This is a genomic window from Cloacibacillus evryensis DSM 19522 (genome assembly GCF_000585335.1).
Lineage (GTDB): Bacteria > Synergistota > Synergistia > Synergistales > Synergistaceae > Cloacibacillus > Cloacibacillus evryensis.
The window spans coordinates 1,845,150-1,859,523 of record NZ_KK073872.1 but is presented as its reverse complement, the minus strand read 5'-3'; the positions used below and the strand labels follow the sequence as shown (position 1 = coordinate 1,859,523).

General features: G+C 57.7%; 8 protein-coding genes and 2 tRNA genes. 6 read left to right on the top strand and 4 right to left on the bottom strand.

Going from position 1 to position 14,374, the window contains the following annotated elements; genetic code table 11:
* Window positions 1-146: 146 nt before the first annotated feature.
* From ygeW to CLOEV_RS08295, 4 genes are all read right to left on the bottom strand, one after another.
* Complete coding sequence (ygeW, locus tag CLOEV_RS08310) at window positions 147-1,343, bottom strand: knotted carbamoyltransferase YgeW (RefSeq protein WP_008711920.1); 1,197 nt, start codon at window positions 1,341-1,343, stop codon at window positions 147-149.
* 31 nt (window positions 1,344-1,374) lie between these two features.
* Window positions 1,375-2,685, bottom strand: coding sequence for a YgeY family selenium metabolism-linked hydrolase (locus CLOEV_RS08305; protein WP_034443124.1), 1,311 nt, complete (start codon window positions 2,683-2,685; stop codon window positions 1,375-1,377).
* A 63-nt stretch (window positions 2,686-2,748) separates the two neighbouring features.
* Complete coding sequence (dpaL, locus tag CLOEV_RS08300) at window positions 2,749-3,957, bottom strand: diaminopropionate ammonia-lyase (protein WP_034443121.1); 1,209 nt, start codon at window positions 3,955-3,957, stop codon at window positions 2,749-2,751.
* A 25-nt stretch (window positions 3,958-3,982) separates the two neighbouring features.
* Complete coding sequence (locus tag CLOEV_RS08295) at window positions 3,983-4,627, bottom strand: helix-turn-helix transcriptional regulator (protein ID WP_034443118.1); 645 nt, start codon at window positions 4,625-4,627, stop codon at window positions 3,983-3,985.
* A gap of 300 nt (window positions 4,628-4,927) precedes the next feature.
* On the opposite strand from CLOEV_RS08295, the gene ygfK reads away from it, so the two are divergent.
* The 6 genes from ygfK (at window position 4,928) to CLOEV_RS08265 (ending at window position 14,372) form a co-directional block, all read left to right on the top strand.
* Window positions 4,928-7,933, top strand: coding sequence for a putative selenate reductase subunit YgfK (gene ygfK, locus CLOEV_RS08290; protein ID WP_034443115.1), 3,006 nt, complete (start codon window positions 4,928-4,930; stop codon window positions 7,931-7,933).
* A gap of 44 nt (window positions 7,934-7,977) precedes the next feature.
* On the top strand, window positions 7,978-10,563 hold the full coding sequence (gene xdh / locus CLOEV_RS08285) for a selenium-dependent xanthine dehydrogenase (protein WP_008711911.1): 2,586 nt from the start codon (window positions 7,978-7,980) through the stop codon (window positions 10,561-10,563).
* 59 nt (window positions 10,564-10,622) lie between these two features.
* Window positions 10,623-10,696, top strand: a tRNA-Gln gene (locus CLOEV_RS08280).
* A gap of 14 nt (window positions 10,697-10,710) precedes the next feature.
* A tRNA-Glu gene (locus CLOEV_RS08275) sits at window positions 10,711-10,786 on the top strand.
* A 192-nt stretch (window positions 10,787-10,978) separates the two neighbouring features.
* Window positions 10,979-12,688, top strand: coding sequence for a ribonuclease J (locus CLOEV_RS08270; protein WP_008711909.1), 1,710 nt, complete (start codon window positions 10,979-10,981; stop codon window positions 12,686-12,688).
* Between the two features lie 52 nt (window positions 12,689-12,740).
* Entirely contained in the window at window positions 12,741-14,372 is a 1,632-nt protein-coding gene (locus tag CLOEV_RS08265; RefSeq protein ID WP_008711908.1) for a Na/Pi cotransporter family protein, read from the top strand.
* Window positions 14,373-14,374 lie beyond the last annotated feature (2 nt).

The following is a 14,374-nucleotide window of genomic DNA, read 5'->3' as shown; positions in this document are numbered from 1 at the left end:
GTAGCCCGCGGCCTTTGTATGTGATACATGCGCTCAAAAAATTTTCGGCAGAAATACGACGCCGTCGCATTTCTGCCGAAAATTTAAATATCTCAACGAAGCGGCCGCTTTAAGCCCATTGGCGCTCCGTGGGAAAAATGGGTTTTTTATCTCATGAACTGGCGCGCGCGGCCTCTCTTCTCCAGAGCGGCAAGCGCGGCCTGGGGGTCTTTCATTTTGCTGAGGAAGATCATCGCCGCGATGATGTAGGGCTTGAAGCTGGCCTCTTTGTAGAGCGGCACGCGGTAGCGGTCGAATACGGAGCCCGCCACTTCGCCCTCTTTGCAGCTCACGCCGGAGATGTCGGCGGGCAGGCAGTGGAGGTAGAGAGCCTTGCCGTTTTTCGTGCTCCTCATCATCTCCTCGGTGCATTCCCAGTCTTTATGGTTAGCGTTCTGCGTGAGCAGCTCCTTTTCAAGGGTCTTGATCCCGTCAAAATCGCCGGCGCCGTAGAGGTTCGTGCGCTTTTCCATCGCCTTGAAGGGGGCCCAGCTCTTAGGATAGACGATGTCCGCGCCCTCGAAGGCCTCCGCCATATTATTCGTCTTGCGGAAGGAGCCGCCCGAGGCCGCGGCGTTCTTCTTCGCCACCTCTTCGACCTCTTCCATCACCTCATATCCCTCGGGATGGGCGAGCACGACCTCCATGCCGAAGCGCGTCATCAGGCCGATAACGCCCTGCGGCACAGAGAGGGGTTTGCCGTAGGAGGGGGAATAGGCCCAGGTCATCGCCACCTTTTTGCCCCTGAGGTTTTCCACGCCGCCCATCTCGCGGATGACGTGGAGAGTGTCTGCCATGGTCTGCGTAGGGTGGTCGATGTCGCACTGGAGATTGACGAGAGTCGGGCGCTGCTCGAGGATGCCGTCTTCAAAGCCCTCTTTGACGGCGTTGACGATCTGGTGCATATAGGCGTTGCCCTTGCCGATGTACATATCGTCGCGGATGCCGATGACGTCGGCCATGAAGGAGATCATGTTTGCCGTCTCGCGGACGGTCTCCCCGTGCGCGACCTGTGACTTGCCCTCGTCGAGATCCTGCACCTCAAGGCCGAGAAGGTTGGAGGCCGAGGCGAAGGAAAAACGGGTGCGCGTCGAGTTGTCGCGGAAGAGCGAGATCGCGAGCCCGCTGTCGAAGATACGTGAAGAGACGTTGTTTTCGCGCAGCGTGCGCAGCGCGTCGGCGACCGTGAATACCGCGTCGAGTTCGCCGCGCGTCTTCTCCCAGGTGAGGAAGAAGTCGTTGTTGTACATACCGGAGAAATCGAGCCCGTTCAGAGTGTTTATATATTTTTCCATAAGCGGCATTATATTATCCTCCTGATTTTTTATTTGTGGCTTATTTGCAATAAAGTTCCGGCAGCGCCGCGTAGACGGCGGCGCAGGTCACGAGATCCTGCTTCCATGTCTTTTCGTTCGGCGCGTGGGCCTGGGCCTCCGCCCCCGGGCCGAAGCCGATGCAGGGGATGCCGTTGCGCCCCATGATGGAGACGCCGTTCGTGGAGAAGGTCCATTTGTCCGTCAACGGCCGTGCCGTCCTCATGGCGAGAGTCTCCTCCGCGCCGACGCGCGCGGCGCCGTAAAGGTTTTTGTAGGCCTCTTCAAGAGCTCTGGTGACCTTGTGGTCCTCCGGGATGACCCAGGTGGGGAAGTAGCACTCGATGGGATAGACGAGTCCCTTGTAGGAGGGGCGGGAATATTCGTACATTGAGACTGTCACGTCGTCGCCGTATTTCCTGACCGCCGGCAGCGCGCGGATCTCGTCAAGGCAGCTTTCCCACGTCTCGCCCGCCGTCATGCGGCGGTCCAGGGAGACGGAGCATGAGTCGGCGACGGCGCAGCGGCTCGGCGAGGTGAAGAATATTTCGGAGACGGTGACGGTGCCGCGCCCAAGGAAATTAGCTTCGCGCCATTCGGGGTTGTATTTTTCTTCGAGCATCTTCGCGAGGCCCTTGACGGTTTTGTCGTCAGCGGCGTCGTTTTCGTTGAGGGCGCGTACGTCCTGAAGGATGTCGGCCATCTTATAGATCGCGTTGTCGCCGCGTTCGGGGGCCGAACCGTGGCAGGAGACGCCCTTTACGTCGACGCGTATCTCCATGCGTCCGCGCTGTCCGCGGTAGATGCCGCCGTCGGTCGGCTCGGTGGAGACGACGAACTCCGGACGGACTTTATCCTCGTTGATGATGTACTGCCAGCAGAGGCCGTCGCAGTCCTCCTCCTGCACCGTTCCCGTAACCAGCACGCGGTACTTGTCGGAGAGAAGCCCGAGATCCTTCATGACCTTGGCGCCGTATACCGCGGAGACGATGCCTCCGAGCTGGTCGCTGGCGCCGCGTCCGCCGATCTCCGTATCGTTCTCATATCCCTCGTACGGGTCGAACTTCCAGTTTGAAAGCTCGCCGAGGCCGACGGTGTCGATGTGGGCGTCGTAGCCGATGAGCGTCCTGCCGCCGCCCATGTAACCGAGGACGTTGCCCATCGGGTCGATCTCCACCTTGTCAAATCCAACCTTTTCCATCTCCTGGGCGATGCGCTTTACGACGCCCTCTTCGCCGCAGCTCTCGCCGGGGATCGCGACGAGGTCGCGCAGGAACTTTGTCATATCAGCCTTGCAGCCTTCGGCCGCTTTTTTTACCGCGTTGAAATCCATAATATACCCTCCTGACAAAAATATTGTTTATGTATCGAATATCTTTTGAAGCGCGTGTCCCGTTTATTTTTCGTTGGCGCCCTCCCAGACGACGCGGCGGTAATTCTCCGGGTCCGTATCCCCTTCGGTGGAGAAGAGGAGGATGCGTGATTTTTCATTGATGCCGAGCTTCCCGCGCAGCGGAGCCAGCCCCTCGTCGGTCATCAGCGAGTAGAGGAACCCGGCGGGCGCCGCGCCCGATTCGCCTGAAATGACGCGGGGGTCTCCCTTGATCGGCGCGCCGAGGACGCGCATGCCGTTTGCCGCCACCCAATCCGGTACCGAGACGAATACCGAGACTTTGTCCTTCAGTATCTGCCATGACGAGGTGTTCGGCTCGCCGCAGGCAAGCCCCGCCATGATCGTCTGCATGTCGCCGTCGACTATGCGGATGCCGCCGTCTCCGGCGCAGGCCGATTTGTAGAGGCAGTCTGCCTGGTCTGATTCGACGACGACGAAGGTAGGCGCCGCATGGGGATACTTATTTGCGAAGTAGCCGACGACGGCTCCCGCTAGCGAGCCGACTCCGGCCTGCACGAACACATGCGTCGGCGGTTCATTTGCCGCCTCTTCAAATTGCCGGTCCGCCTCCAGCGCCATCGTGCCGTAGCCCTGCATGATCCAGGCCGGTATCTCTTCGTAGCCCTCCCAGGCGGTATCCTGGACGATCACGCCGCCCGGCGTTTCGCTCGCGGCCTTTGCGGCTTTGCGCACGCAGTCGTCGTAGTTGAATTCCTCTATCGTCGTCACCGCGCCCTCTTTGCGGATATTGTCGAAGCGCGCTTTCTGCGAGCCCTTCGGCATCATTATCACCGATTTCTGGCCTAGCTTGTTTGCCGCCCAGGCGACGCCGCGCCCGTGATTGCCGTCGGTGGCGCTGAAGAAAGTGATATCTCCGGCCTCTTTTTTAAGCTCCGGCGAGGTGAGCACGTCGTAGGTGAGCTCTTCGATGGAACGTCCCGTCAGCTTTGAAATATAGCGCGCCATCGCGAAGGAGCCGCCGAGCACCTTGAAGGCGTTGAGGCCGAAGCGGTAGGACTCGTCCTTGACACACAGCTTGTCGATCCCATAGAGCTTTGCCAGCTCTTTCAGCTCCGCCAGGGGCGTCACCTTATACTGCGGGAAACTTTCGTGGAAGGCGCGCGCGGCCTTCACGTTGCAAAGAGCCATTATTTCGAGCTCTTTGTCCTCTGTCCTGGGCATTTTGTTCTCGATCCATTTGATACTATTCATATCAGCCGCTCCTTCGTAATATGGATTAACTTTCCGGTTCCATGGAATCTATATAGTTGTAAAGCGTGAACTTTGAGATCTTAAACAGCTTGCAGACGCGGTCGCCCGATTTGAGTATTTGAAAGGCTCCGTTGTTTTTCAGATATTGGACAGCCTTTATCTTATCGGCCTTTTTCATCATCGGCACCGGTTTTCCGACGTGCCGCACGGCGTTGTCGATCAGTTCGTCGAGCAGCTCGTTCACGTTCTGCGGGATGCGCTCCGGTTCCTCGCTTTGCGGCGCGACATGCAGAAAATTCTTCATCGTCGATTCCGCCATCGCGAACTTGGTGATGTCGTAGTTTATGCAGAAGATGCCGACCGGCTTCCCTCCATCGTCCCTTATATATATGGAAGAAGATTTTATCAGGCGTCCGTCGGAAGTTTTTGTAAGATAATCGTAATGGTCCTCAAGCTTCTCGGCCGGGGTTTTGAGGGCTTCAAGAACGATATGCGACGGGCCGCCGCCCACTTCGCGGTGGGTAACGTGTCCGTTCTCGATGGCGACGATCGTGTTGTCTCTGTTTTCGGACTCGAGGTCATGTATGACTATCTCACAATCTTCGCCGAACTGCGCGGCGAGTCCTTTTGCGAGTCGTTTCATGAAGTCTACAGCTGACGTATCCTGCATGTAATCATCTACTTTCAAGTTGGACTAAATTTATAATTACCTATTTTGTCTGTATGTATTGAATATAGCACAATAATTTCCGTAGTCAAGCATTTTTCTAAAAAATTTTTTGAAATTCTAAAAATTTTTTTGAAGAATCTATTGCTTTTCATTTTATATGTGCTAGAATCAAGTTGAGCAGATTGAAGCACAAAATAATAATGACAGACGAGCGTTCTTTTTACATAACATGAAATGCCGATATCTAAAAATTTTTTTTATGTTAACGTCAATACAATCATAGCACAGGAGGTTTCTGGCATGAGCGACCGAATGACTCCCATTCCCTTTGGGACATTGATGAATTGGATCCTTGCGGATATGAAAGACGATAAGGGTATCTTTGGCGTGCGTTTTCCGTACAGGGCTAAAGGGGCGGCGTTGGACTTTCTTGATGAGAAGATCGAAACGCCCTTCGGTCCGGCGGCGGGGCCGCACACGCAGCTGACCCAAAATATCGTCGCCGCCTATTTCGCGGGTTCGCGTTTTTTTGAGCTGAAGACGGTACAGACGCTTGACGGCGAGGACCTGCCGGTCTCCAAGCCGTGCATCGACGCGCGCGACGAGTGTTACAACGTCGAGTGGTCCACCGAGCTTCGCGTGCCGCAGGCGCTGGACGAATATGTCAAAGCCTGGTACATCTTGAAGCTGATCTCCCGGGAGTTCTCCCTCGGCGCGCCGGACGGATTCATGTTCAATATGAGCGTCGGCTATGATCTCGAAGGCATCCGATCCGAAAAGATCGACTCCTTTATTGAAGGGCTGAAGGATGCCGGCGAAACGGATGTCTGGAAAGAGTGCGAAAGCTGGACGCTCGCGAATCTGAAAAACTTCAAGAACATCGACGAAGGCTACGTCAAAGCCATCTCTCCCAGAGTCTGCGGCTCGATAACCCTCTCTACGCTCCACGGCTGTCCGCCGCAGGAGATCGAACGCATCGCCTCGTATCTTCTTGACGAGAAGAGGCTCAATACCTTTATTAAGTGCAATCCGACGCTTCTCGGATACGAATACGCCCGCGCGAAGATGGATGCACTGGGCTTCTCTTACATGCGATTCGACGACCACCACTTCCTTGACGATCTGCAGTACGCCGACGCCGTGCCGATGATAGAACGCCTCTCGTCAAAAGCGGCGGCCAACGGCCTAAGGTTCGGCGTAAAGCTGACTAACACCTTCCCGGTAGATAATCCCAACGACGTGATGGACGGCGATGAGATGTACATGTCAGGACGCGCGCTCTTCCCGCTGACACTTGAGACGGCGCGGCGTTTTTCGAACGACTTTGGCGGAAAGCTGCGCATCTCGTGGTCTGGCGGCGCTGATGCGGAAAATATTTCCTTGCTCTACGGCGCCGGCATTTGGCCGGTCACGATCGCCACCACTCTGTTGAAGCCAGGCGGTTATCAGAGGATGAAACAGCTTGCCGACGAGTATGACTCTCGCGGATGCGCGCCGTTTGGCGGCGTTGACAACGAAAAGATCAAAAAACTTTCGGAGCTGGCGTCGCTCTCCCCCAAATATAGAAAGCCTGCGAAGGCCGCTCCTGACAGAAAGATAAAGAGGCCCGTCCCCCTGACGGACTGCTTCATCGCCCCCTGTGAGGAGGGCTGCCCGATTAGGCAAAATGTGCCGGAGTATGTCAGGCTCGCGGGGGCGGGGCGATTTAAAGAGGCGCTCTCCGTCATACTTGATAAGAACCCGCTGCCGTTTATCACCGGCACGATATGCAGCCACCGCTGCATGAACGGCTGCACGCGCGGCTTCTACGACGAGTCGGTGGAGATACGCGCCGTCAAGCTCCTCTGCGCGGAAAAGGGGATCGCCGAAGCGATGAAAGAGCTCCCGCGTCCCAAAGCGCGGAGCGAAGCGAAGGCCGCGGTAATAGGCGCGGGCCCGGCCGGCATGGCGGCGGCGTTTTTTCTTGGCCGCAGCGGGATAAAGGCGACGGTCTTTGAGAAGAGCGACCGCTTTGGCGGCGTAGTCAGCCGCATCATCCCGGATTTCCGGATCGGCGCCGAGGCGGTAAACAAGGACCTTGATATCGTTTCGGCCTACGGGGCCGAATTTGTCGCCAACGCTCCGCGGTACAGCGTCGCCGAACTTAAAAAGGCCGGATATAAATATGTGGTGCTTGCCAACGGCGCCTGGAAGCATGGAAAACTCGAGCTTGACGAAGGTGAGACGACCGACGTCTTCGACTTTCTTGAAAGATTTAAAAACGGCGAGTGCGGCGAGCTGGGAGAGTATGTGGCGGTCATCGGCGGCGGCAACACGGCGATGGACGCCGCGCGCGCCGCGAAACGGGTCCCCGGGGTCCAGCGTGTCAGCCTCATCTACCGGCGGACAAAGGCCTATATGCCCGCGGACCTTGAAGAGCTTGAACTGGCGCTGAAAGATGGCGTCGTATTCCGCGAGCTGCTCGCGCCGAAGGCCTTCCGCGACGGGGCGCTCTTCTGCGCGCGCATGAGGTTGGGAGAGCCGGACGCCTCCGGACGCCGCCGTCCCGTCGAGACGGCGGAGACCGTCGAGATACCGGCGGACACGGTGATCACGGCGGTCGGCGAGGACGTGGAGAGTGAATTCTTCATCGGCAACGGTCTTGCCGTCGACGACAGAGGGCGTGCGGTCTGCGGAGAGGATACGTCCGCGAGCGCAGCCAACGTCTATGTCATCGGCGACGCGCGCCGCGGCCCGGCGACGGTGGTCGAGGCGATCGCCGACGCGAGGGCGGCCGCCGACGCGATAACGCGCGCGGAGGGGCTTGCCCCTTATGACGCGGCCGCGGCCGACAGCGGCAGCGCCGAATCGGCCTGTGCCAAGAAGGGGCTGCTTGCCGCTCCCGGCGAGCCAAAAGACGAGGCGAAACGCTGCCTCGAATGTTCCGTCATTTGCGAAAACTGCGCCGACGTATGCCCGAACCGCGCCAACGTCGTGGTGGACGACGCGGCTGGGCGTCCGCAGATCATACACGTCGACCTTATGTGCAACGAGTGCGGCAACTGCGAGACCTTCTGTCCCTGGAACAGCGCCCCGTATAAAGATAAATTCACCTACTTCGCCGGCGAGCGGGACTTTGCCGACAGTGAAAACTCCGGCTACGCGGCGGTGGAGGGCGGTTATCTGGTGCGGCTGGACGGAACGGAATACAGGGGCGGCAAAGAGTATCTTGCGGAAAAGCTTCCCGCCGAGGTGATCTCGCTCATTGCGGCGGCGGAGGAACATCTGCCTCTTGCCCAGGCGGAAGGAAACTCCCGCGTAAGGTAAAAAAAACAGCCCTGACTGCTAATAAAGAAGGGGAGAGTCACAAAATGGAAGAGTTATACAGTTTTACTGTGAACGGCAGAGTCTATGAGACCGCGCAGGATAAGCCGCTGCTGCGCTTTTTGCGCGACGATCTCGGGCTGCGTTCCGTAAAGGACGGCTGCAGCGAGGGCGCCTGCGGTACCTGCACGATCATCGTGGACGGCAAGGCGACGCGTTCCTGTATAATGTCGACGAAAAGGGCGGCCGGCAAGACTATAATCACCGTCGAGGGGCTCAGCGAGAGGGAAAAAGAGGCATTCGTCTATGCCTTCGGCGCGATGGGTTCCGTCCAGTGCGGCTTCTGCACACCGGGGATGGTGATGGCAGGCAAAGCTCTGATAGACCGGAGCCCGGCTCCTACGGAGGCGGAGATAAAACAGGCCGTCCGCGGCAATATCTGCCGCTGTACCGGTTATAAAAAAATCATCGAGGGAATAGATCTCGCCGCGGCGATACTGCGCGGCGACGCCGTGATAGAAGAGGCGCTTGAGGACGGTCGTTCCTTCGGCGTAGGCGAACGGGCCTTCCGCATAGACGTGCGCGAAAAGGTGCTCGGCTACGGAGAATATGTGGACGACGTCGTAATGGAGGGCATGGTCCACGCCTCGGCCGTTCGCTCAAGATATCCGCGCGCGCGCGTGCTTGATATAGACGCTTCGGAGGCGCTGGCGCTTCCCGGCGTGCTCGCCGTGCTCACGGCCGAGGACGTCCCCAACAATAAAGTAGGCCACATCCAGCAGGACTGGGACGTGATGATCGCCAAAGGGTGCGTTACCCGATGCGTCGGCGACGCTGTTTGCCTCGTAGTCGCGGAGAGCGAAGCAGTTCTCGCGGAGGCGAAAAAACTCGTTAAGATCGATTATGAAGAGCTTGAACCGGTGCGCGGCATCCGCGAAGCGATGGCCGCGGGCGCGCCGCCAGTCCATGAAAAGGGCAACCTTTGCCAGTCGCGCCACGTTACGCGCGGCGACGCGAAAAAGGCGCTGGCCGAATCGAAGTATGTCGTCACGCAAAGCTACAGCACGCCGTTCACCGAACATGCCTTTCTCGAACCGGAGTGCGCCCTCGCCTTTCCATACAAGGACGGCGTCAAGGTCTACACCTCGGATCAGGGAGTCTATGACACGCGCAAGGAGATCTCGATCATGCTCGGCTGGGAGCCGGAGCGGATCGTGGTGGAAAATAAACTGGTCGGCGGCGGTTTCGGGGGTAAGGAGGACGTCTCCGCGCAGCACATCGCCGTGCTGGCGGCGCTCGCCGTCGGCAGGCCGGTGAAGGTGAAATTTTCCCGCAGCGAGTCGATAGCCTTTCACCCGAAGCGCCACGCGATGGAGGGCACCTTCACGCTTGGCTGTGACGAAAACGGCATCTTCACGGGACTTGATTGTGAAATATACTTTGACACGGGTGCCTACGCCTCGCTCTGCGGCCCGGTGCTTGAACGGGCCTGCACCCATTCGGTTGGCCCTTACTGTTACCAGAATACCGATATCCGCGGCTTCGGATACTATACGAACAACCCGCCGGCGGGAGCCTTCCGCGGTTTTGGCGTCTGCCAGAGCGAATTTGCCCTGGAGTGCACGATAAACCTGCTCGCGGAAAAGGCCGGCCTTTCCCCATGGGAGATACGCTACCGCAACGCGATCGAGCCGGGAAAGGTGCTTCCCAACGGGCAGATAGCGGACCGTTCTACCGCCCTTAAGGAGACGCTTGAGGCGGTGCGGGAGGCTTATGAAAAGAACGCCGGACACGCCGGCATCGCCTGCGCGATGAAAAACGCCGGCGTCGGCGTCGGCCTCCCCGACAAGGGGCGCGCAAAGCTCGCAGTTCGCGGCGGCGTCGTCGAGATCTACGCGGCGGCATCGGATATCGGGCAGGGCTGCGCGACGGTATTCGTCCAGATGGTGGCGGAGGCGACCGGCCTGGGACGGGCGGAGATAAGGAACCTCGGCAGCAATTCCGAGGTCGCGCCGGACTCGGGGACGACCTCGGGCTCGCGCCAGACGCTGATCACCGGAGAAGCTGTGCGCATGGCGTCGGCTGAGCTGCGTGAGGCGATGCGCGAGGCCGGAGGAGACCTCTCAAAGCTTGAGGGCCGTGAATTCTTTGCGGAATATTTCGAGCCTACGGACCCGCTGGGCTCGCAAAAACCATATCCGAAGAGCCACGTTGCCTACGGCTTCGCGACCCATGTCGTCGTCCTCGGTGACGACGGCCGCGTGAAGGAGGTCTACGCGGCGCACGATTCGGGGAAAGTCGTCAACCCAATCGCGATACAGGGGCAGATAGAGGGCGGCGTATTGATGGGGCTCGGTTACGCGCTGACGGAAAATTTTGACCTGAAAGACTGTGTGCCGCAAAATAAATACGGCACGCTGGGACTCATGCGCGCCGATCAGATACCGGATATAAAGGCGATCTACGTCGAGAAGGAAGAGCTGCTCGACGTCGCCTACGGGGCGAAGGGCATCGGTGAGATCAGCACCATCCCGACCGCGCCGGCCGTGGCTGGCGCATATTATGCCGTGGACCGCATATTCCGCACGAAGCTGCCGCTGGAAGAAACTCCCTACAGCAGGAGGAAAAAATAAAAATCCTGCCTGTTGACAATATCCTGAATTCCTATATAATATTCCCCGTTCGGCCCAATTGGGGTATGGTGCAACGGCAGCACGCCTGACTCTGGATCAGGTAATCGAGGTTCAAATCCTTGTACCCCAGCCACAACATTGCGATGTGGTCCCTTCGTCTAGGGGCCCAGGACGGCGGGTTCTCAGCCCGTTAACAGGGGTTCGAATCCCCTAGGGACTGCCAAATATAAACGAAAAAGGACCGCCGGGAAGGCGGTCCTTTTTCGTTTTCGCGGCAGGGCTTGGAAGGCTGGCGGACAATGATTTTTTGTTCCCGCATAAAAACATTGCCAAAAAAATCTGAATAGCTAACATAAAACTATAGCTCAATATCAGAACTCGTGATACGATAATATATTGGAGGGGAGTTGTGTTAATGGCTGATCCCGAAAAGAAGAAGGGTAATACACGTAAACGCAGGGTCAAAAATGCCGACCTTTTTGTCTGTCCGCTTGGAGGAATGGGCGAGATCGGCAAGAATCTGACGGTATTCGGCTATGGCGACGATTACATCATAGTTGACTGCGGGCTTAAATTTCCGGAGGAGGATATGCTCGGAATAGATTTTGTGATTCCGGATGTAGAATTTCTCATGGAGAACAAATCAAAAATAAGGGGTATCTTCATCACCCACGGACACGAGGACCACATAGGCGCGCTGCCGTTCGTACTGCCGCGCATCGACGTTCCCGTATATTGTTCCAGGCTTGCCGGCGGCCTCATAGAGAACAAGATGCTCGACGCGAAGACCGGCTACGTCCCGGAATTTCATTACATCTATCCGGGCGACAGGATCAAGGCCGGCTGCTTTGAGGTGGAGTTCATCCAGATGTGCCACTCGATACCGGATGCCAACGCCCTGGCGATCTACACGCCGGCCGGCGTGGTCGTCCATACCGGCGACTTTAAGTTCGACCCCACGCCGATAGACGGCAACCGTTCGGACTACAGCGCCCTTGCGCGCCTTGGCGACGAAGGAGTGCTTCTCCTGATGTCCGATTCCACGAACGTTGAAAAACCGGGAGCCACGCCCTCGGAGAAGATGATAGGACAGACCTTCGAGCGCCTATTCCGCCTCTATAAGGACAGGCGCATCGTCGTGGCGACCTTCGCGAGCAACCTCAACAGGTCCCGCATGATAATCGCGACCGCCGCGCGCTTCAACCGCAAGGTGGTGCTGGTAGGACGCAGCATGATCGCGAACGTGGAGCTAGCCGAGAAGCTGGGCTACCTCGACATACCGGAGGGCATCATTATTTCTCCCCAGGAGGCCGACCATCTTCCCGACAACCGCGTCGTCGTCCTGACGACGGGGAGCCAGGGAGAGCCGTTCTCAGGACTTGTGCTGATGAGCCGCGGAGCGCACCGCCAGGTGAGGCTTGGGTCCAAAGACCTTGTGATCATCTCCGCTACGCCGATCCCCGGCAATGAAAAACTGGTCAGCCAGACGGTCAACCGCCTCTTTGGCTGCGGCGCGGAGGTCATCTACGAGCGCGACGAGAAGATACACGTCTCGGGACACGCCTCCCGTGACGAGCTCATGCTGATGATGAGCCTTACGCGGCCGAAATTTTTTGTCCCCTGCCACGGGGAATACCGCCATCTGGTGCGCCACGCGCAGCTCGCGAAGGAGATGGGCGTGGCCGCGAAGAATATTTTTATCCTTCAGAACGGAGACCTTCTCAAATTCAGCGGCTCCGCGAGGGCGGAGATAACCGGCCATGTGCAGGCGGGCCCCGTGCTCATTGACGGCGTGGTCTTAGGTGAGTTTGAGGGCAGCATTCTGCGCGAGCGCCGGGAGATGGCGGAGAACGGCCTCGTCGTCGTGTCGGTGTCGTTGGATAAAAATATGCGTCCGGCGGCTCCGGTCCAGATACAGACGAGAGGAAGCGTCTATTCCGCGGATGACGGCAGCACCTTCCGCGAGCTTGAGGGCGCGGTGCTGAGCGCAGTGACGCAGTTCGCGCGCATACCGGGGGCTAAGAGAGAGACGCTGCCGACCGAGATACGAAAGAGGATCCGCGAGGTATTTGCGAGGAGTTCCCGCAATTATCCCACCATCATTCCTCTGGTCTCATATATATAGAATTCAGATTATGCGGCCTTAAAGCCGCATAAAAATTGAGGAGAGATTTTATATGTCTGTAAGCGCTGTTCTTCAGGTATTAGCTGGTGTGGGAATTCTCATTTATGGCATCATCATTATGGGGGATTCCCTGCAGATAATCGCCGGAGACCGTCTCAGAAAGCTGATCGGATCACTTACCGGCACGCCGATCAAGGGCATGTTGGTGGGAACTTTGGTCACGTCCATTCTGCAAAGCAGCAGCGCCACTACAGTCATGGTAGTCAGTTTCGTCGACGTCGGTTTCATGACCCTGACGCAGGCGATCGGAGTCATACTCGGAGCGAATATCGGTACGACCGTCACGGGGCAGCTGATCGCTTTTGACATCACTAATGTCGCCTACCTCTGCGCCCTGGTGGGAGCCGCGATCTGCATCCTCTGTCACAAAAAGCGCCGCAAACAGATAGGCGTCGGAATAATCGGCTTCGCGCTCCTATTCATCGGGATGAATATGATGCAGGAGCCGCTTACTTTTTTGAAGGATCGCCCCGACCTTCTGACGGCCTTTGGCAGCCATCCTGGGCTTGCTTTCATGGCCGGACTCATAATCACGCTGATCGTGCAGTCGAGTTCGGCCACAGTCGGCCTGACGATGGCGGTCGCGGCCCAGGGGGTCATTCCGCTGCAAACGGCGATCGTGATCATCCTCGGGGACAATATCGGCACGACGATAACGGCGGTCATCGCCTCCATGGGAGCCAATCGCGCGGCGAAACAGGCGGCGGCGGCGCATGTCATGATAAAGATATTGGGGACGGCGGCCATTCTGATGGTTCTGCCGATGTATACGATGCTCATCGAGCTGACGGCTACGACCATCTCGCGCCAGGTGGCGAACGCGCATACTATATTCAACATCATTATCGCCTTTATGTTTCTGCCCTTCGTTTCGCAATATGCTAAGTTCATCCGCAGAATCATCCCGGACGACAAGAACGCGGTTGCTACCGGGACCATCTACCTCAATCCCGTGCTGATCACGGCCTCCCGCGCCGCCGCGGTCGACGCGGTCCGCAAGGAGATGATACGCCTCGCCTGCCTGACGCTGCAGATGATCGATAATTGCCGCCGGATACTTATTGAGAACAACGAAAAACTTGTCGACGACGTCGGACGTACGGAACTCAATGTCAACGAGATGACCCACGAGATAGTCCGTTACTCGACGGAGACGGGGCAGACCGGTCTTTCGACGGACCTTTCCCTGCTGCTTAACTCATGCACGAACGCCGTGGGAGATGTGGAGAGGATCGGAGACCACGCGACGAACCTTGTGGAGATGTATCAGTATCTTCAGGACCATAAACTTTCATTGTCGCGGATGGCGCTCGAAGAGGGCAACGAGATGTTCGAACTGGTCATCTCAGCGCTGACGAAGAGCATCCAGGCCCTCGAGGATGAAGATCCCGCGCTTGCGAAAGAGGTCCTGGCGCTTGAGGAACGCATAGACTACATGGAAAAGACCCTGCGCGCCCAGCACATAGCGCGGCTCAACGCCGGCGGCTGCAGCCCGGGAGCTGGTGTAATATTTATAGATATATTAAGCAATCTTGAACGCGTGGGCGACCACGCCAACAACCTTGCGATGGTGGTCTTCGATATAGAGAGGCTTCACCATAGCACAAAAACAGCAAAAGTGTGAGG